Annotated in this window: 17 protein-coding genes and 1 tRNA gene; 8 read left to right on the top strand and 10 right to left on the bottom strand. The window is 65.7% G+C overall.

Features of this window, described 5'->3' with window-relative positions; translation table 11 throughout:
* Positions 1–68: 68 nt before the first annotated feature.
* From ASD86_RS23530 to ASD86_RS23560, 7 genes are all read left to right on the top strand, one after another.
* Entirely contained in the window at positions 69–716 is a 648-nt protein-coding gene (locus ASD86_RS23530) for a response regulator transcription factor (RefSeq protein ID WP_056117358.1), read from the top strand.
* A gap of 284 nt (positions 717–1,000) precedes the next feature.
* Complete coding sequence (locus ASD86_RS23535) at positions 1,001–1,483, top strand: LEA type 2 family protein (RefSeq protein ID WP_056116698.1); 483 nt, start codon at positions 1,001–1,003, stop codon at positions 1,481–1,483.
* A 133-nt stretch (positions 1,484–1,616) separates the two neighbouring features.
* A complete protein-coding gene (locus ASD86_RS23540; RefSeq protein ID WP_056116700.1) occupies positions 1,617–3,407 on the top strand; it encodes an acyl-CoA dehydrogenase C-terminal domain-containing protein in 1,791 nt (596 codons plus the stop codon).
* Positions 3,408–3,916: 509 nt separating this feature from the next.
* A complete protein-coding gene (locus ASD86_RS23545; RefSeq protein WP_343123614.1) occupies positions 3,917–4,429 on the top strand; it encodes an HNH endonuclease in 513 nt (170 codons plus the stop codon).
* Positions 4,430–4,570: 141 nt separating this feature from the next.
* Positions 4,571–5,794: a hypothetical protein gene (locus ASD86_RS27575; protein ID WP_056116701.1), complete on the top strand. Its 1,224-nt coding sequence runs from the start codon at positions 4,571–4,573 to the stop codon at positions 5,792–5,794.
* 241 nt (positions 5,795–6,035) lie between these two features.
* Positions 6,036–7,943: a 1-deoxy-D-xylulose-5-phosphate synthase gene (gene dxs / locus ASD86_RS23555; protein WP_056116703.1), complete on the top strand. Its 1,908-nt coding sequence runs from the start codon at positions 6,036–6,038 to the stop codon at positions 7,941–7,943.
* A gap of 13 nt (positions 7,944–7,956) precedes the next feature.
* Positions 7,957–8,235, top strand: coding sequence for a hypothetical protein (locus tag ASD86_RS23560; RefSeq protein WP_056116705.1), 279 nt, complete (start codon positions 7,957–7,959; stop codon positions 8,233–8,235).
* A gap of 39 nt (positions 8,236–8,274) precedes the next feature.
* On the opposite strand, the gene ASD86_RS23565 is transcribed toward ASD86_RS23560, so the two are convergent.
* From ASD86_RS23565 to ASD86_RS23575, 3 genes are read right to left on the bottom strand one after another with little or no spacing between them, the layout of a single operon-like run.
* Entirely contained in the window at positions 8,275–8,607 is a 333-nt protein-coding gene (locus tag ASD86_RS23565; RefSeq protein ID WP_056116707.1) for a DUF3325 domain-containing protein, read from the bottom strand.
* 11 nt (positions 8,608–8,618) lie between these two features.
* Positions 8,619–10,199, bottom strand: a complete 1,581-nt coding sequence (locus ASD86_RS23570; RefSeq protein WP_082578663.1) for a PepSY-associated TM helix domain-containing protein — start codon at positions 10,197–10,199, stop codon at positions 8,619–8,621.
* Positions 10,200–10,218: 19 nt separating this feature from the next.
* The gene (locus ASD86_RS23575) at positions 10,219–10,569 is read right to left on the bottom strand and encodes a hypothetical protein (RefSeq protein WP_200957298.1); all 351 of its coding nucleotides are present in this window, start codon (positions 10,567–10,569) and stop codon (positions 10,219–10,221) included.
* A 257-nt stretch (positions 10,570–10,826) separates the two neighbouring features.
* Here ASD86_RS23575 and ASD86_RS23580 point away from each other — a divergent pair, with 257 nt between their 5' ends.
* Positions 10,827–11,843 carry a TraB/GumN family protein gene (locus ASD86_RS23580; protein ID WP_056116712.1) on the top strand — a complete coding sequence of 339 codons (1,017 nt, stop codon included), beginning with the start codon at positions 10,827–10,829 and terminating at the stop codon, positions 11,841–11,843.
* 242 nt (positions 11,844–12,085) lie between these two features.
* On the opposite strand, the gene ASD86_RS23585 is transcribed toward ASD86_RS23580, so the two are convergent.
* The 7 genes from ASD86_RS23585 to pheT all read right to left on the bottom strand — a co-directional run bounded on the left by ASD86_RS23585 (position 12,086) and on the right by pheT (position 19,575).
* The gene (locus ASD86_RS23585) at positions 12,086–13,699 is read right to left on the bottom strand and encodes a glycosyl hydrolase family 28-related protein (RefSeq protein WP_200957299.1); all 1,614 of its coding nucleotides are present in this window, start codon (positions 13,697–13,699) and stop codon (positions 12,086–12,088) included.
* A 470-nt stretch (positions 13,700–14,169) separates the two neighbouring features.
* A complete protein-coding gene (locus ASD86_RS23590) occupies positions 14,170–14,763 on the bottom strand; it encodes a class I SAM-dependent methyltransferase (protein ID WP_056116716.1) in 594 nt (197 codons plus the stop codon).
* A 907-nt stretch (positions 14,764–15,670) separates the two neighbouring features.
* Positions 15,671–15,937: a hypothetical protein gene (locus tag ASD86_RS23595; RefSeq protein WP_056116718.1), complete on the bottom strand. Its 267-nt coding sequence runs from the start codon at positions 15,935–15,937 to the stop codon at positions 15,671–15,673.
* Between the two features lie 274 nt (positions 15,938–16,211).
* Positions 16,212–16,288, bottom strand: a tRNA-Pro gene (locus ASD86_RS23600).
* A gap of 148 nt (positions 16,289–16,436) precedes the next feature.
* Positions 16,437–16,793, bottom strand: coding sequence for a MerR family transcriptional regulator (locus tag ASD86_RS23605; RefSeq protein ID WP_036101932.1), 357 nt, complete (start codon positions 16,791–16,793; stop codon positions 16,437–16,439).
* Positions 16,774–17,088 carry an integration host factor subunit alpha gene (locus ASD86_RS23610; protein ID WP_036101930.1) on the bottom strand — a complete coding sequence of 105 codons (315 nt, stop codon included), beginning with the start codon at positions 17,086–17,088 and terminating at the stop codon, positions 16,774–16,776. Before ASD86_RS23610 ends, ASD86_RS23605 begins: the two co-directional genes overlap by 20 nt.
* 57 nt (positions 17,089–17,145) lie before the next feature.
* A complete protein-coding gene (pheT, locus tag ASD86_RS23615; protein ID WP_056116719.1) occupies positions 17,146–19,575 on the bottom strand; it encodes a phenylalanine--tRNA ligase subunit beta in 2,430 nt (809 codons plus the stop codon).
* Positions 19,576–19,672: the final 97 nt, after the last annotated feature.

Raw genomic sequence — 19,672 nt, forward strand, 5'->3', positions numbered from 1 at the left:
ACACATCGCCGATCTCCGCGCCGACGCTCGCGCTTGACGCCCGCCGCGCCCCTGCCCACCCTGCGACGATGCAGTCTCCGCCCGTACGCGTTCTGATCGCCGACGACCACACCATGGTCCGCGAAAGCCTGGTCCAGTTGCTGCGCGGCGGCGGCATCGACGTCGTCGCCCAGGCCGCCGACGGCCTGGACACGCTCAGGCAGGCCGAGGCCACGCGTCCGGACGTGGTCGTCACCGACCTGTCGATGCCGCGCTTGAGCGGGCTGGAAGTGATCCGCCGTCTGTACGAAACCCTGCCCGACACGCGCGTGCTGGTGCTGACCATGCACCAGGAGGACGAGTACATCCTGCAGGCGGTGCGGGCCGGCGCGACCGGCTACATGGTCAAGGACAGCCCGGCCGCCGAACTGCTCGCCGCGGTCCACAGCGTGCATGCCGGCAAGGGCTATTTCGGCCCGCAGGCGGCGCGTGCGCTGGCCGAGCAACTGCGTCATCCCGAACGCGACCTGGGCGATCCCTACGGCCGCCTGACCGCGCGCGAACGCGAGGTGTTCCATCTGATCGCCGAGGGGCTGACCACCAAGGAAATCGCGCGTCAGCTCAGCATCAGCGTGAAGACCGCGGAGAACCATCGGGCGCGGGTGCTGGACAAGCTGGGGGTGCGCAATACCGTGGAGTTGGTGCGATATGCGTTGCGCAAGCGGTTGTTGGATTGAGTCGGGTTGGCGAGTTGCGGGGTGAAGCGAATCCCCCGCGCTGTGCGATGACCTGATAGCCGTTTGCGCCGGGCGCTTGCCCCCCTTTTCCAAAGTGGGCACCGGTTAACGCGCGGCACCCCAGATCGCTGCGAATCAAACCGAAGACTTCCCCCCTTTAAAAAAAGGGGGGCCAGGGGGGATTTGCTTCACCCGCCGCAAACCGCCGATCCCGGCCCTGCCGGCCCCACCATGCGCCGTAGTATCCTCGCCTGCCAATCTGGCGATAGCGACGGAGCAGCGGCATGAAAGCAGGGGCCTGGGTGCGGTTAGTCGGTCTGACGATGATGGTGGCGTTGCTGGCCAGTTGCGGCACCGGGCCGGTGCGCCGCGTCTCCGAGCCGGCCGCGCGCATTCAGCAGCTGACCGTGCGCGCCAACGGCAGTTGGGCGGTGGAAGTGCGGATCGAGAACTTCAGCAGCATCCCGATGCGCTTCGACCGCTTCGATCTGCAGCTCAAGCTCGGCGAGGACGCCGCCGGCCAGTTGCAGGCCCAGCCGGGCCTGTCGATCGGCCCGGAATCGGCCGACGTGATCAAGGTCGAACTGACCCCGAGCGGCGCGGCCAAGCTCGCCATCGCCGACGCCCTGTCCGGCGGCCGCAGCCTCAACTACAGCCTCAAGGGCGACATCTTCGCCACCCCCGACGAAGGCAAGCAGCGCACCTTCACGATCGAGCGCAGCAGCGCGCTGAGCCCGGCGCCCGGGTTGCCCGGGGTGATGAGGTAATGCCGGGAATCGGGAATGGGGAGTCGGGAATCGGAAAAGCAAAAGCCGACGTCCCATCTCCCCTCTTCCACCCTCGACCGCCGGCTTTCGCTTTTCCGATTCCCAATTCCCTATTCCCCATTCCCGAGCCCTCATGAGCACCTACAAAGCCCCCCTAACCGACATGCGTTTCGTGCTGTTCGACCTGCTCGGCGCCGAAGCGCAGTTCGAGCGCCTGGGTTACGCCGACGCGACCCGCGACACGCTCGATGCCGTGCTCGAAGAAGGCGCGCGCTTCAACGAAACCGTGCTCGCCCCGCTCAACAGCATCGGCGACCAGATCGGTTGCAGCCACGACAAGGCCACCGGCGCGGTCACCACGCCGCCGGGCTTCAAGCAGGCCTACACCCAGTTCGTCGAAGGCGGCTGGTCGGGTCTCACCGCCGAAGTGAAGTTCGGCGGCCAGGGCCTGCCGCACGCGGCCGGCGTGCCGCTCAAGGAAATGATCGACGCGGCCAACCTGGCCTGGGGCAACTTCCCGCTGCTGTCGCACGGCGCGACCGAAGCGCTGCTGCACCACGGCGAGGAATGGCAGCAGGACGTGTTCCTCAAGCCGCTGGTCGAAGGCCGCTGGACCGGCACCATGTGCCTCACCGAACCGCATTGCGGCACCGACCTGGGCCTGCTCAAGACCAAGGCCGAACCGCAGGCCGACGGTTCCTATTCGATCACCGGCACCAAGATCTTCATCACCGCCGGCGAGCACGACCTCACCGACAACATCATCCACCTGGTGCTCGCGCGCCTGCCCGACGCACCGACCGGCAGCAAGGGCATTTCCTTGTTCATCGTGCCGAAGATCAAGGTCGCGCGCGACGGCAGCGTCGGCGAGGCCAACGCGGTGCGTTGCGGCAGTCTCGAACACAAGATGGGCATCCACGGCTCGGCCACCTGCGTGATGAATTTCGACGGCGCGCAGGGCTATCTGATCGGCCAGCCGAACAAGGGCCTGATGGCCATGTTTACGATGATGAATACCGCGCGTCTCGCGGTCGGTCTGCAGGGCCTCGGCCTGTCCGACCGCGCGTTGCAGAACGCGCTGCGCTATTCGCGCGACCGTCTGCAGATGCGTTCGCTGTCGGGCACCAAGTTCCCGGAACTGCCGGCCGATCCGATCATCGTCCACCCCGACGTGCGCCGCATGCTGCTGACCTGCAAGGCGCTGGTCGAAGGCGGTCGCGCGATGGGTTACGACGCCGCGCTGCAGGTCGACATCGCCCACGCCGCGCCGGACGAAAAGGAACGCGCCGAGGCCGATGCGCTGATCGGTTTCATGACCCCGATCGTCAAGGCCTGCCTCACCGAGTGGGGCGTGGAATGCACCTATCACGCGCTGCAATGCTTCGGCGGCCACGGCTACATCGCCGAGCACGGCATCGAGCAGCTCGCCCGCGACGCGCGCATCACCACCTTGTATGAAGGCACCACCGGCATCCAGGCGCTCGACCTGCTCGGCCGCAAGGTCATGCAGCTGCAGGGCGCGGGCCTGCAGGTGATGCTGGCGAAGATCGAAGCGTTCTGCGCCGAAAACGAAGGCAACGCCGCGGTCGCCGAATTCGTCGCGCCGCTGCGCAAGATCGCGGCCGAATGGATGCAGCTGACCATGAGCATCGGCAAGCGCGCCGCGGCCAATGCCGACGAAGTCGGCGCGGCGGCGTACGACTACCTGTTCTACTCGGGCTACGTGTCGCTGGCCTACTGGTGGGCGCGCAGCGTCGCCGCGGCCGAAGCCTCCAAGCAGTCGCAGGGCTTCAAGGACAGCAAGCGCGAGACCGCGCGTTTCTACTTCAGCCGCATCCTGCCGCGCACCCAGGCGCACAAGGCCGCGATCGACAGCGGCACCGCGCCGTTGATGAACCTGTCGGCCGAAGGCTTCGGCGACTGAGTTCGCCCGGCGCGGAAGCGTCGACGCCTGAGGTCTCGTGCAGAGGCTCTCAGGCTCGACGCTGCTGCATCTCGCCCAGATCACCGCGACAGCCGCACCTCCCGCTGTAGGAACTGCGCAAGCTGCGACCGCGAACCCGCAAGCCCCGGCGCAAGCTTCGATCAGGCGACCACCGACAAGCACAGCTCATCGTCCAGAGTGAGCAAGCACGATCGCCCACCGAGCCCGCCCGTGTGCCGCCGGTCGGTCGACAACAGGTCGCCCCGTCTACACAAAATGTAATCGAGAGGGTATAAGCTGGGTCCCCGATGGAGACCGATAGAGCGAAGATCCGCCTGGTCCGAACCGGAACCCACGCTGAAATGCTTCAGCGTGAGCCGGATGCCTCGGGTGTCCCCGATCCTTATTCGCCCTGGCTCGGTCCGCGCGCGGTACCGCGCAACGCCCTGGAACGACTCAACTCGGTGCGACTGCTGTCGCTCGACGCGCATGGGCGGGTGCTGGACTGGATGAACTGGCAGGAAGCCAGCTGCCTGTACGCACGCGGCGCGGTCGCCTGGACCCTCGGCGAACCCTGCCTGGAAGTGCATGGCGGCATCAACCGATTCACCGGCGAGCGCAGCGTGCTCGAACTGCATCCCATCGTCGCCGCGCGCGGCCATGCGCGTCCCGGCGCGCTCGATCCCACGCCGACCCTGACCAACGCCGCGCTGTTCGCGCGCGACGGCCATCTGTGCATGTACTGCGGTCACGACTTCCACCGCCCGCACCTGACCCGCGACCACGTCGTGCCGGTGTCCAAGGGCGGCCGCGACCTGTGGGAGAACGTGGTCGCCGCCTGCTTCGCCTGCAATTCGCGCAAGGGCAACCGCACTCCGCAGCAGGCGAGCATGCCGCTGCTGGCGGTGCCGTACCGGCCCAGTTGGGTCGAGCATCTGATCCTGTCGAACAGGAACATCCTGGCCGATCAGATGGCGTTCTTGAAAAACCAGCTGCCGAAGAAAGCCCGCCTCAACGGCTGAAGTCGTGAAGCGCGTCGCAGTATTCACAAAATAGCCGCACCGAATGTGCCAATCAGTGCGCATATGCGACGTCAAGCGCGCGTTGACGACAATCCAGTCGTCCCGGACACTCGTCGCCATCGACTTACGGATGTAATCAAGATGCCTTTGACCCTCGGTCTGACCGGCATGGACCCGGCGACGGAGTCTGCTTTGCAGACGGCCTTCAAGGTCGCCAACGCACAACTCGGCGGTCACTGGAATCTCGTGCCCGAGCAACAGGCCGATTTCGTCGTGGTCGACATGGACAGCATGTACGGCCCGATGAGCTGGCTGCGCCTGCACGCATCGGGCAAGTCGGTGATCGCGCTGACCGCCGCGCAGCGCACCCAGGCCGACTATCTGTTGGCGCATCCGTTCAGTGCCGACTCGATGTCGACCCTGCTCGGCGAGATCGCGACCCTCAGCGGCCACGCGATCGCCAAGCCCGCGCCCGCCGCGGCGCCGACCGCGGTCGAGATTCCCAAGCAGCCGCGCACCGATCCGACCGCGGCGCTGCCCGACGTGGTGGTGGACCTGCTCGAAACCGACCTGGCCCAGGCCAAGGCGGCCGCACAGCAAGCCGCGCCGGCGCCGGTGGCCGCACCGCCTCCCGCGGCGGTCGTTCCGGCTCCCGCCGCACCCACGCCTGCTGCGCCTGCACCGGTTGCGCCCGCTCCAGTCGCCGCGGCGCCTGCCGCACCCGCGCCGACGCCGATCACCCCCGCTGCCGCGCCCGTGGCCGCGGCGCCCGCCGCCGCCAACCCGGCCGTCCCCAGCATCACCGCGCGCGGCGATGGCCTGCTCGACTGGTTGGTCGCCGGCCGCCTGCGCGGCCTGCTGCGCGTGGGCAGCGGCGAAGAACGCCTGCTGATCGATGCCGATCAGCGCAAATACCACGGCCCGGCCGCGCTCAAGCCGCTGGCCGGCTTGTTCGACCGCGGCTTCGCCCCGTCCGAATTCGAACTGCTGCCGGCCGCGCAGTGGGACGCCGCCGCCGTCCAGCTCGGCGCGGCGATGCCGCTGACCCGGCTTGTGTGGTTCGGCAACCTGCTGGCCGGCCACGGCCGCCTCGCCCCGGGCTACGACCCGCAGCGCCGCTACCGCATGACCAAGTGGCCGCAGACCGAACGCGAATACCCCAAGCACTTCCGCATCGCCACGGTGATGATGAAAGCGCCGGCGACGGTGACCGAGATCGCCGAGGCCAGCGGCGTGACCGAGGCCGAAGTCGCCGATTTCATCAACGCCAACCTCGCCACCGGCTTCGCCGAGGCCGAGGGCGATCCGACCCCGGCCGAACCGGCCAAGTCCGGCGGCCTGTTCGGACGCCTGCGCGGTCGCTGAGGCGGCTGCGACGAACCGTCGCGGCCCCTCGCAGGCGCGGTCCGGACAACGTCCGGCAACGCCGCGATATATCCACGAACGCCGCTGAATCGAGCGGCTTGTCGGTCCGGACTGCGGTGCCAGTCGACGCAGACCGACTCTGGCGGCTTCGATTGGGCCTGAACATCAAACCGTCACACTTCTTGCTCGCCTCACGCGGGGGCGGGACAATGCCCGACTAGCAGAAAGCCAGATGGTCGGAATGATCGATTCGCAGCGCTACCCGCGTCTTTCCCGCATCCAGGTCCCCGCCGATCTGCGCCGCTTTCCTGAAGAGGAACTGCCGGCCATCGCCGAGGAGCTGCGTGCCTATTTGATCGAACAGGTCGCGCTGGTCGGCGGCCACTTCGGCGCCGGCCTGGGCGTGATCGAACTCACCGTCGCCCTGCACTGGCTGTACGAGACTCCGGTCGATCGTCTGGTCTGGGACGTCGGCCACCAGTGCTACCCGCACAAGATCCTGACCGGCCGCCGCGACGAGATCCACACCGTCAAGCAACAAGGCGGCGTCGCGCCGTTTCCGAAGCGCGACGAATCGCAATACGACACCTTCGGCGTCGGCCACAGCTCGACCTCGATCTCGGCCGCGCTCGGCATGGCGATCGCCGCGCAGCGCAAGAACGACGAGCGCAAGATCGTGGCGGTGATCGGCGACGGCGCGATGACCGCCGGCATGGCGTTCGAAGCGCTCGCCCACGCCGGCGGCATGACCGATCCGGAACCGAACCTGCTGGTGATCCTCAACGACAACCAGATGTCGATCTCCGAAAACGTCGGCGGCGTCACCAAGATGCTCGGCCGCCTCACCGGCAGCCGCACGCTCAACGCGATCCGCGAAGGCGGCAAGAAACTGCTCGGCGACAAGCGCAAGCCAGCGGCCAAGTTCGTGCGCCGCTGGGAAGAACACTGGAAGGGCATGTTCGTGCCGTCCACGTTCTTCGAGGAAGTCGGCTTCCATTACACCGGCCCGATCGACGGCCACGACCTGCCCGCTCTGCTTGGCGCGATGAAGACGCTCAAGGGCCTCAAGGGCCCGCAGCTGCTGCACATCATCACCACCAAGGGCAAAGGCTACGAACTCGCCGAGGGCGACCAGATCGGCTATCACGCGGTCGGCCCGTTCGATCCCGAAAAGGGCCTGATCAGCAAGCCCGGCGCGAAGAAGCCGAGTTACACCGACATCTTCAGCGAGTGGCTTTGCGACATGGCCGCCGCCGACGAGCGCCTGATGGGCATCACGCCTGCGATGCGCGAAGGCTCGGGCCTGGTGCGTTTCAGCAAGGAATACCCGCAACGCTATTTCGACGTCGCCATCGCCGAGCAGCACGCGGTGACGCTCGCGGCCGGCATGGCCTGCGAAGGCGCCAAACCCGTCGTTGCGATCTACTCGACCTTCCTGCAACGCGGCTACGACCAACTCGTGCACGACGTCGCGATCCAGAACCTCGACGTGCTGTTCGCGATCGATCGCGGCGGCGTGGTCGGCCCGGACGGCGCGACCCATGCCGGCAATCTCGATCTGTCCTACCTGCGCTGCGTGCCGAACATGGTGGTGATGGCGCCGGCCGACGAAGACGAATGCCGCAAGATGCTCAGCACCGGCCATCGTTACGAAGGCCCGGCCGCGGTGCGTTATCCACGCGGCACCGGCCCCGGCACCGCGATCCAGCCCGGCCTGGACACCTTGCCGATCGGCAAGGCCGAACTGCGCCGCCAAGGCTCGCGCATCGCCCTGCTCGCGTTCGGCGCGATCGTGCCCGCGGCCGAAGCCGTCGCCGCCGAACTCGGGCTGACCGTCGTCAACATGCGCTTCGTCAAACCGTTGGATCGTTCGCTGATTCTCGAGTTGGCCAAGAGCCACGAAGGCTTCGTCACCCTCGAAGACAACGTCGTCGCCGGCGGCGCCGGCAGCGGCGTGGCCGAATTGCTGGCCGCCGAAGGCATCGTGCTGCCGGTGTTGCACCTGGGCCTACCCGACGAATTCCAGCACCACGCCAGCCGCGAACAGCTGCTGGCCGAAGCGGGACTGGACGCGGCGTCGATTCGCGCGTCGGTGCTCAAGCGCTGGCCGCAATTGCTGGCGGTGCCGGCGCAGACCGCGATCAGGTGAGCGACGCGACCGGATGAGCGAACCGGCCGCATCGTCGATGGCGATGAAGCGGCTGCTCGCCCTGCTCGGATCGATCGCCGCCTACAACGACAAAGGCTGGCAGTGGTCCGGCCACGACGCCGCGCACAGCGAAGCCTTGCGCGCCGGCTGGTCGTTGGAGATACGCGGCTTGCTCGACAGCATCGAGGCCGATTCGCTGCCGGCGCAGCTCAGACAGGAACTGCTGACTCGCGCGCCGGTTCAAGACGACGACGGTGTCTATGTCGAGAAATTGAAGCGCTGGATCGCTTGAGGCGCGGACGACGGTCGCGTCGGCGCTGCGGTCAGCGTTTCAACCGGCCCAGAACGGAATCAGTACCACGGCGCTGAGCAGCGCGATCGCTGCGATCTTCGTGCTCGCACGCGGCAACATCGTCATCAGCAGACTCCACGCCAACGCCGAAATAATCAGCGCGGCGGTCCAGAAGATCGGCCCCTGCGCCCAGCCCCAGCCGTACACGAACAAGCCGAAATCCACCGCCAACAGCAGCCATCCGGCGGCGCGCAACACGCGCGCGCGCGAGGCGTCGAAGGCGTTGGCGAACACCTGCCGATGGTGCTTTTCCAGCCCCAGGCTCAACAGGCACCACGCGGCGATTCCCAGGCTCAGACCCAACCAAAGCATGCGCGTGTTCCTCAGCGATCCGCGAGCGCGGGCTGGTTGCCCGGCTCGTTGCCGCGCTCGGCGCGACGCGGTTTGCGCTCTGCGATCGGCTGACGCGCCTTGACGAAACTATTGCGCGCCAGCAGCGCGAACCCGGCGCCCAGCGCGAACGCGGTCAGGTCGACCGCGGCCAGCGCCCAGTCGCCGCGCGCGATGGTCGCGAGCAGATGACTGTTCGGCGCGGTCGCAAGATTCACCAGCGGAATCAGCGCGAACGCGGCCGCATTGATCGCGAAGAACTGGCCCCAGCCGCGCTTGTGCACCGCCGGGATCGCCGCGTACAGCGTGGCCACGATCCAGACTGCGCAGAACACGGTGATCTCGGCGTTGGCGCGCTGAGCGATCTCGGCCGGGATCAGGCGATTGGCGATCACCATCGCCGCGCTCGCCAACGGCAAACCGCCAACGACGCCGAGGTTGAGCGCCTGCACCAGACCGTAGCCCGATGCGCTGCCGGCCTCGGCGATCTTCTTCGCGCGTTTGCTCACCCACACCTGCATGCCGCTGGCGATCATCACGCAGCCGGCCAGGCCCATCACGAAATACAGCCAGCGCAGCGCGCTGCCGCCCCACTGCGCCATGTGCATGCCGCCGAGGAAGGTGTAGGTCTTGTAGCCGGCCTGCGGCACGCCCGACTGGTGCAGGAACTTGCCGTCGTTGGCGTCGTAGAACACCGAATCGAAATTCCAGGCCACATTGCGGCTGTGATCGCCGCCGAAGGAAATCGTCGCGCTGGTGTCGTCGGGGTGATGCACGCTGACCCAGGTGATCGGCTGGCCCAGACGCTGACGCGCGTCGGCGACCAGTTTGTCGACCGGATAAATCGTCTTCAATTCCTTGCCGGTTTCCGGACGCTCGTAACTGTCCGCGGCCTCGACGAAGAATTTCTCGACGTCGCCGTTGTACGCCGCGTTCAACCCGGCCGGCATGTAGTTGGCGACGAAGATCGCCACGCCGGTGTAGGCGATCATCAGATGGAACGGCAGACCGAGCACGCCGGTCAGATTGTGTCCATCCAGCCACGCGCGTTGGCCGCCGGTCTTCGGGCGGAAGGTGAAGAAGTCCTTGAAGATGCGCTTGTGGATCACGATGCCGGTGAGGATCGCGATCAACATGAACATGCCGGCGATGCCGACGATGTACATGCCCCACAGCGGCGAATGCAGGTTGTAGTGCAGGGTGAAGAAGAATTCGCCGCCAGCGGTTTCGGGAATTTTCTTGCCGGTCGCCGGATCGAGGTTGAGCAGGTCCGGATCGCCCGCATCGTAGTAAACGCCGCCTTCCAGCGACTTGCTGCGTTCGCTCGGCAAGGTCACGTAGTACGCATGCGGGTGCGGCTTGGATACTTGCTGCAACTGGACGATGGCCTGGTCCAGATCGATGCTTTCGCCGCTGCGTTCATGGCCGTGCAGCGCCGGCTGCATCCAGTGGGTGAGCTCCTTGTCGAAGCAGGCGATGGTGCCGCCGACGAAGATCACGAACAGCAGCCAGCCGATCACCAGCCCGGCCCAGGTATGCAGCCAGGCCATCGCCTGGGAGAAGGAATTCTTCATGCGTGCGCCCTCACGGTGCTCATGGCCGCGCCGCGGCTTCGGGAAACAGCAACGCCACCGCGTACATCGCGCCCGCCCACAGCGCCAGCACCCAGCACGCGCGCCAGGCGCTGCGCGCGGCGAAGGCGTACATCGCCGCCGCGCACCAAACGAAGAAGCAGAGCAGACTTGCCGCAACCACCCTATCGTTGCGATCAAACGGCAAAACCACGGTGCCGAACGCGGTGAACCCATACGCAACCAGGTAACCGATCACGATCGCGGCAAACGAGCGCAACGCGACACCACCGCGATACCCCCACGACAGGGCAGGACGCGGCTTGCGCGGAACAGCGGAGGCGGAGGCCGTGGGGGCGAGCGTGTCGGTCATGCGGTTTCGTAGGCGGACGAGGGCCGGGCCGGCTTCCTGCCGCGCGGTCGGACGCCCGCAGCGGCGGGCCAGCGCCCAGTCTAGTTGCCAATGGTTCTCATTTGCAAACCATTCGCGGTCGCGATTCGGATCGAACCGACGGCGCAAACCCGCCTTGCCGGAGCGGTCCGGTTACAGATGAGTACACAGCGGCGACCGGGGAACGGCTACGATCCGGCTTCCGCCGAGCCCTCATCCCCCGCTCAGGAGCGTTACGGATGCGTCGTGCCCTCATCGTCCTCGCCTTGCTGGCGCTGCTGCCCGGCGCCGCCGCCGCGCAGACCGCGCCGACTCAGCCCGCCGCCGCCCCGCCGAGCGGCGATATCCGCGACTTCGACACCCTGGTGGTCACCGGCGAACAGCCCGGGCCCGGACTGTGGAAGGTCATGCGCGGCGGCCACGTGCTGTGGATCCTCGGCACCCTGAGCCCGCTGCCCAAGGACATGACCTGGCTGTCGCGACAGGTCGAGGCGACCATCGCCGAATCGCAGGAAGTCATCGCTCCGCCCTCGGTCAGCTTCGGTACCGAACTGGGCGTGGTGCGCACCATGATGCTGATCCCCACCGCGCTCAAGGCGCGCAAGAACCCGGATGGCAAAACCTTGCAGGAAGTCGTGCCGGCCGACCTCTACGCGCGCTGGACCACGCTCAAGGCGCGCTACATCGGCCGCGACGGCGGAGTCGAGAAATGGCGTCCGATCTTCGCCGCGCAGGAGTTGTACGAAGCGGCGATCAAGCAGTCCGGGATGTCGCTCAAGGGCGTGGTCCAGCCGGTGGTCGACAAGGCCGCCAAACAGCACGACGTGCCGATCACCGAAGCGCGCGTGACCCTGAAGATCGACGATCCCAAGGCCACCTTGAAAGAGTTTTCGGCCAGCGCGCTCGACGACCGCGAATGCTTCGCCAAGACCTTGTCGCGGATCGAAAGCGATCTCGAATCGATGCGCGCGCGCGGCAACGCCTGGGCGATCGGCGACATCGCCACCCTGCGCACCCTGCCGCAGGGCGACCAATACCGCACCTGCCTGGAAGCGCTCGCCGCGACCGGCGTGGCCAAGCGCCTCAATCTCGGCGACCTGCGCCAGCGCGTCACCGCGCAATGGCTGGAACGCGCCGAGGACGCGATCGCGAAGAACAACAGCACCTTCGCGACCTTGCCGGTGGCCGACCTGCTGGAAACCGGCGGGCTGCTGGATAAGCTGCGCGCGGCTGGGTATACGGTCGAGGATCCGTAGGTCGGGATTCGGGATTCGGAATTTTCGAACCAGCGTCAGTTCGCAGCGCGGGCTACGCAATATTTGTGAACGGCCTTCAGCTCGCACGCTTTTCGATCCGATGCGCTAGATTTTCCGGCGCTCAGCCAAACGAATCGGACCTAAATACCGCTCACAAAACACCGCCTGCGTTATGACAGGCAACCACCAAGCGAACAGCGACCGGGCCAAAACGATCGCCCGATCGCCATTCGATCTTCAACTCAGTTGCGCGAGCGCGCGACCTCCCACCAAGTCGCGCCGTCGCAACGCAGAGTCAAGGTCGCGCCGGCGGCCGCCACGAAATGTCCGGCCAGCACCAGGTTCTGGCTCGCATCGATCACCGTCGGCGCCGCATCGAACTTCAGCGTGACCAGATGTCCCGAATAGGTCGCGTGGATACCGGCGATATTGCTGCCGCCGCTGATATCGACGAACTCGTGCCAGGGCGAAATCCGGATCGTCGTGGCGGATGCGACCACGTCCGAACTGCCGTCGTAACCGCTGGCCTTGGCCAAGGTGCCGGCGGGAACATCGGCGCCGTTGTCCAGGTCGACGTCCAACACGCGCACTTGACGCGCCAGTTCGCTCAGGCTCAGCCCCTTCGGGCCGTTGGCGACAAACGAACATGCCGACAGCAATGGGCCGGGCGCCGCTACGGCGGGGATGTACGAGAAGCCATGGCGCGGCGCGCCACCGCCGTTGGATTCAAACACACAGGTCTTGAATGCGATGCTGCCCGGATACTCCAAACGCGCACCGCTGCCGCTGTTGTTGAAAAACCGGCAACCGTTGAACTCCAGCCCCGCATAGGCGCCGACATTGCGTATCGCCACGCCGCAGGCTTCCACGTTGCCCTGCGCCAGCTTGCCGGCCGAGGCGAACCAGCAGTTGCTGAAACTGAATTGCCGTTTGACGCCGTCGCCCTCGATCAGCACACAGTGATTGGATCGGGTGGCGTCGAAGAAACACGAAGTGAGATAGAAATTCGCCGCCCGCGTGTTCGGCGCGATACGCATGTCACCCTGCACGAATCCACCGATGTCGCTGTCGATCATGTACAGCGCGTCGACATCGAACGCCTGCACGCCCCATAGCCCAGTCGGCGCGTTCTGAGAGATATCGTCGTTGCCGCGCAGGAAACAACCGATCACATGCAGGTTCGCGCCCTGCCCGCCGGCGCCTGGCGCGCCCAGCAGCAAAGCGGTGCCCGCACCTGAGGGGTTGACGATCTTGCAACGGGAAATCTCGCATTCCTCGAAGCCGCGCAGGCGAAATGCGTTGAACCAGCCGCTGAGCTTGAGATCCTGAAATATCGAACGTCGCTCGGCCAACAGATCGAAATGGGCGCCGTCGGTCTTGGCCACGGTGCTGCCCAGGGTGAAATTGCTGAACTTGCGATACTTGCGGTCGGCGCCGCAAAAGAAGATCGACGCCGTCGCCGAGGTCGTGCGGATGGTCGTGTTGTCCTGGCCACAGCCATCGATCCACAGGTGATCGATCGCGGACAGGTCGATCGCCGCGCCGACGTTGTAGGTGCCCGCCGGCAGGAACAAACGGCCACCGCCGAGTGACTGCAGTTGATCGATCGCGGCCTGGATCGCCGCGCGATCGTCGGCGACGCCATCGCCGACCGCGCCGAAATCCTTGACGCTGACCTGCTCGCGCAACTTGTCGCGCACGGTGCGCTCGACCGCGACCGCTCCCAGCGGCTGGTAACTGACCTGATCGGAGGAAAGCGCGGCGGCAGCCCGGCTCTGTCCTGGCGCGAGCGTCATGCAGGCCGCGGCGGCCCCCACAGTGCCGCCAATAAATAGTTTGCGTCGTTCGTTGTCCATACTCATCTCCAGGAAAACATCGGGTGTCCTTGCTATCGCGATGACGCATCGGCCGCGCCGCCGTCAGCCCAGTACGAAATCACGCGACCTCTGGAAACAAGCGCATGGGCATCACCGCCCATTTTCCGCACGCCGCTCGCAGCGGCCGCGACTGGATCGAACCGCCGAATTCATGCAGCCGATTTATCGATCAAGGCGATCACGACGCGAACGGGATGCGCACAACAAATCTAGCCACGCATAGGACGAGCACCAAGCAGTGGCGCTGCGCCGTCTCGCATCCTGTTTCGCCACGGCGCGCATGGCTATCGTCACTCGCGAGCCAGGCCGAGCACTGCACAGGAACACGCAGCCCCCGCATTCGCCGGGGCTGTGTTTACGCCTCGATCGGCGACCAGGACGACCGAACTTGAAAAATATTGATATAAAATAGCGACACCTGGACGAATCAATAAATCCGTTCAACCTCTTCAGTCGCTTATTTTCCGCACCCACACTTGCTGGGCCACGTCCAACACCTCCAGCTTGTGTGAATACATCTGCAAGAAGGCGTCGACAGCTGGCTTGGGGCAACCATGCTGGTTGTATTTAGGATCGTCCCAAAGATAATCATCGAAAGCGATGATGCCACCAACCTTCACGCGGCGAAACCCGAGCACGGCATCTTCCAGCACGTCGCAGGACCAATGACTGCCGTCAACGTAGACGAAGTCGTAGATTTCGACGGGAAGCGAAGCCAAGCCCCGGTGAGAATACCCCAATATCATTTCGACCTTGGCCCGCGCCCCGGTCTGCTCGACATTGGGCCAGAACTTTTCCTGCAGATGATAATCAATGCAAATCAAGCGCGCATCGTGATGCGTAAGGACGTTATCCAGCAGCCATGTGGTCGACCGTCCTTCGTGACTGCCTATTTCCACGACATTGATCGGCGTGTCTCGCAACGGCCCTAAGTGCTTCTCGAAAAGCGGAATATTCCAGCTAAACCAGTCATAAGTAAAATCGTAACCCATGCGCCTTCCCCGACCTGAAGCGATAAACGCCTCGAGCGTACTTGTTTTCATTGCATGTATTCAAGCCCGATCCGAATCGATTAACGGCATGTAGGTCGCATAACTGAGGCCATGAAATGCCTCGAGCGTGCATCCGTCAACTTGTTTACTGCACATAATTTACATGCTCGGCATGCAAAAAATCTTACGCGCACGAAGAAGTAGCTCCGGCGGCGGAGGAACCGAGCCAGATCAAAATATCTTCGAACAACATCGTTATCAGCAGCCCAGTAGTGGCGCCCTTTGCGGACACCAGTTCGGCGGCGACAAGCTGCGTCCGGACCTCGGATGTCCTGGCGCACATTTAACGCGCTAGATTCCGCTGAATGATTGACCAAGCGCAACTTATTTTTGTGCCCTCGCGATCAGCGACGTAGCAGGCGTTTTACCGGCAAGGCAGCGCATTCGGAATGATTGATTTAGGACGCGATCCAAGGATCAAGGCGCGACTCGCGACGACGCGATCGTGTTCGCATCGTGGACGAAGACGTGAGAGACGCGCCGCAACAGCATTGATATGTCTTGAAGAGTTATGGCGCGAACCGAATCCTTCGAAGCCCCCATACCGGCACAAGCCACCACCGATACACTAGTCTTCGTCGCTTCATCCGAAACCCGGACCAATGATCGCCTGCAGCGTCGTGCACCTTACCGCGCCGGCTCTAGCATGCGTCTGCGAGCCTCCAGCCCCTCGCCGACAATGATCTGACGCACGTTACCTAGAATAAAAACGAAACCCCGGCTTTCGCCGGGGCTTCGTTTACGACTCAAGTAGTGGGAATGTCCGGATTCGAACCGACATCGCACTACTTCAGGCCGGATCAAAACGTCGGGCAGCGATTGCGCAGAGGGCTTTGCGGACACGAATGAAAAACACGGTCAGTCGCGCCTTGTAAGAACCTTCTGCGTTCCGCGGACACTAGAAAACTTCGCTGATCTCCACCACGTGCCCATCACGAACCGTGATCAGCACCGTCTTATTGCCTACGTAGCACTCGAAGCGTTCGCCATTGTTGGCGCCGAACTTGTTCTGCAACTGCACGACGCGGTCGGGTTTGCCCGCGACTTGATAGACCTTGCCGGTGCTGTCGCCGACGGTGACCAGCTTGCTGCCGAAGGCGACCGACTGCGCCCAAGCGGGCACTGCCAGCAGCAGCGAAAGGACGATTGCGACCAGATAGCGCATTGGAACTCCTTTCCACATTGGGGGAGCGCCGAGCATACCCTCGCGGCTTCCGGGCTGTCGTCGACCAATAGTCGGAATCGATAAGGCCGGGAAGCGCCATCGGTACGCGATTCGGCGCCGACGCGCGGCGGGCGTTCGCGCACGGAAGGGCTCGCGCGGAAGGTCCTCGTATGCCCCCATATCTCCGCACCGGCATCATCGCGCGGCCGGCTCGCCGATCCCCAGAAACACGAAACCCCGGCTTTCGCCAGGGCTGCGTTTACGGCTTGATCAGTGGTCGGGACGGCCGGATTTGAACCGACGACCCTCTGCCCCCCAGGCAGATGCGCTACCAGGCTGCGCTACGCCCCGACATGGTGCTGATCCGCTCTTGCGAACGGGCCGCAAGTATAGCCGTAACTGCGGAGATTCGGGATACGGGATTAGGGATTCGTAGCAATTCGGCCCAAGCCGCCACCAATCCCGAATCCCCAATCACGAATCCCGTGTTGCGGCAGCTTCACCGCCGCAACAGCTGCAGCACTTCTTCCAGCTCCATACGCACCTGCTTGACGATCTGCGAGCTCAGCGCCGATTCGTCCTTGGCCGACTCGCCTTCCAGGCGCAGGCGCGCGCCGCCGATGGTGTAGCCCTGTTCGTACAGCAGGCCGCGGATCTGCCGCACCATCAGCACTTCGTGGCGCTGGTAGTAGCGGCGGTTGCCGCGACGCTTGACCGGATTGAGGGTCGGAAATTCGGTTTCCCAGTAACGCAGCACGTGCGGCTTGACGTCGCACAGCTCGCTGACCTCGCCGATGGTGAAGTAGCGCTTCGCCGGGATCGGCGGAAGTTCGCGGTTACTGCCCGGATCCAGCATGCTCGCCTCCGCTGTAAGCCTCGACGCGTTCCTTCAGCTTCTGGCCCGGACGGAAGGTGACCACCGTGCGCGCCGAGATCGGAATTTCTTCGCCGGTCTTGGGATTGCGGCCGGGTCGCTGGTTCTTGCGGCGCAGGTCGAAGTTGCCGAAGCCCGACAGCTTGACCTGACGGCCCTGCTCCAATGCTTCGCGCAGCGCATCGAAGAACGCGTCGACGAACTCCTTGGCCTCGCGCTTGTTCAGCCCGACTTCGTCGAACAACCGCTCCGCCATTTCCGCTTTCGTTAGTGCCATGTTGTCCTCTGCGCGACGTCCGGGCTGGGACATCCATGCCAGTGATGCCGGATCGGGTCAGGCGCGCAGTTTCGCGCCGTGTTCCCGCTCCACCGCGGCCGTCACTTCAGCCACGACCGCATCCACATCCCGGTCAGTCAGGGTGCGCGATTCATCCTGCACAATCAAGCCCATAGCGAGACTCTTGAATCCGGTTTCCACCCCCTTGCCCTGGTAGCGGTCGAACAGCACCAGCTCGCGCAGGATCGGGCCGGCGGCCGCCTTCACGGTGGCCTGAATGGCCGCCCAGGGGACCGAATCGGCGACGATGAACGCGCGATCGCGGCGCACCGACGGGTACTTGGACTGTGCCCCGGCCTTCGGGATGGCGCGCTCGACCAGCGGCGCGAGATCCAGCTCGAACGCGAGCACGTCCTGATCCAGGTCCAGCGCGCGCTGCAGGCGCGGATGCAGCTGGCCGATCCAGCCCAGCCGCTGCTCGCGGCCGCCGTCGATCCGGTACACATCGGCGGAACGGCCCGGATGCGCCCAGGCCGGCTGCGACGGCCGGTACTCGAGCTGCGCGCCGGCGCTGACCGCCAGACTGTCCAGATCGCCGCGCAGGTCATGGAACCCGACCGGCGCCGAAGCGACCGCCCACTGCTCCGCCCGCGCCGCCCCGCACACCGCCGCGGCCACCCGCTGCGTCTCGACCGGCGCCAGGCTTTGCTGTTCCGAATCCCGACTGCCGACTCCCGAATCCCGGCTCAAAAACACATTGCCCAACTCGAACAATCGCACCCGATCCTGCTGGCGCGAGGCATTGCGGCCCAGTGCCGCGACCAGACCCGGCAGCAGCATCGTGCGCATGACGCCAAGTTCGGCGCTGAGCGGATTGGCCAGCGGCACCGCGCCGGCCTCGGCTTGCCACAACTGCAGCCAGGCGGCGTCGACGAAGGCGTAGTTGATCGCCTCCAGATAGTCGCGCGCGGCCAGCTGGCGGCGCACGGTGGCGCTGTCGACCCGGGTCTCGGTCGGCGCGATCAAGCGCGCGGCGCCGCCGGGCAAGGTGGTCGGGATGGCGTCGTAACCGTGGATGCGGGCGATTTCCTCGATCAGGTCTTCCTCGATCGCGATATCGAAGCGGCGGCTCGGCGGGGTCACCCGCCAGCCTTCGTCGCTGCGCTCGACCGCCAGGCCCAGCGCTTGCAGGATGCGTTCGACGTCGGCGTCGGCGACATTCAGGCCGAGCACCCGCGCCAGGCGCGCGCGACGCAGCACAACCGGAAGCGGATGCGGCAAGTGATCGGGCAGCGCCGATTCGACCACCGGGCCGGGGGTGCCGCCGGCGATGTCGAGGATCAGGCGGGTCGCGTATTCGATCGCGGTGCGCGGCAGTTCCGGATCGACGCCGCGCTCGAAGCGGTGGCCGGCGTCGGTGTGCAGGCCGAGCTTGCGGCCGCGGCCGATGATCGCGGCCGGCGCGAAGTGCGCCGCTTCCAGGAACACGTTGCGGGTCGCGTCGGTCACCCGGCTGTCGAAGCCGCCCATGATTCCGCCGAGCGCGATCACCCGCTGCGCGGCGCCTTCGCCGTCGGTGATCGCGATGAACTGTTCGTCCAGGCTCGCGTCCTGGCCGTTGAGCAGCTTGGTGACCTCGCCCGCGCGCGCATGGCGCACGCCGACCGGGCCGCTCAGGGTGTCGCGGTCGAAGGCATGCATGGGCTGGCCGAGATCGAGCATCACGTACTGGGTGACGTCGACCAGCAGCGACACCGGACGCACGCCGCTGCGGCGCAGGCGCTCGGCCATCCACACCGGGGTCGGCGCGGTCGCGTCGACGCCTTCGATCACCCGTCCGCAGTAGCGCGGCACGTCCGCGCCGGCGCTGAGTTCGACATGCAGCGCCGAGTCGGTTACCGCCGGCACCGGCGCGATGTCGAGCGCGGCCACGGTGCTGCCGGTCGCCGCGGCGACGTCGAAGGCGATGCCGCGCACGCTGAAGCAGTCGGCGCGATTGGGCGTGAGCTTGATCTCGATGCTGGCGTCGGGCAGGCCGAGGTACTGCGCCAGCGCGGTGCCGGGCGCGGCATCGGCCGGCAATTCCAGCAGGCCCGAGGCATCGGCGTCGATGCCGAGTTCCTTGGCCGAGCACAGCATGCCGAACGACTCCACGCCGCGCAGCTTGGCCGCCTTGATCGCGATGCCGCCGGGCAGCGTGGCGCCGACCGTAGCCAGCGGCGCGACCAGACCGGCGCGCGCATTCGGCGCGCCGCAGACGATCTGGACCATGCCGTTGCCGGTATCGACCTGACACACCTGCAGGCGATCGGCTTCGGGATGTTTTTCCGCGCTGACGATGCGCGCGACCACCACGCCTTCCAGCGCCGCGCCGAGCGCGGTGACTTCTTCGACTTCCAATCCGATCGCGGTCAGGGTCGCGGCGAGCTGCTCGCGCGTGGCGGCGGTCGGGACGTGCTGGCGGAGCCAGTTTTCGCTGAATTTCATGGGAGTGGGGCCGGGAATCGGGAATCGGGAATGGGGAATCGGAGAGCGCTACGCAGGAGGTCGGGAGGGAATCGGAAACGCAGCGCCGTAGCTCTTA

Origin of the sequence: Lysobacter sp. Root690 (assembly GCF_001427785.1) — a bacterium.
Taxonomy (GTDB): domain Bacteria; phylum Pseudomonadota; class Gammaproteobacteria; order Xanthomonadales; family Xanthomonadaceae; genus Lysobacter.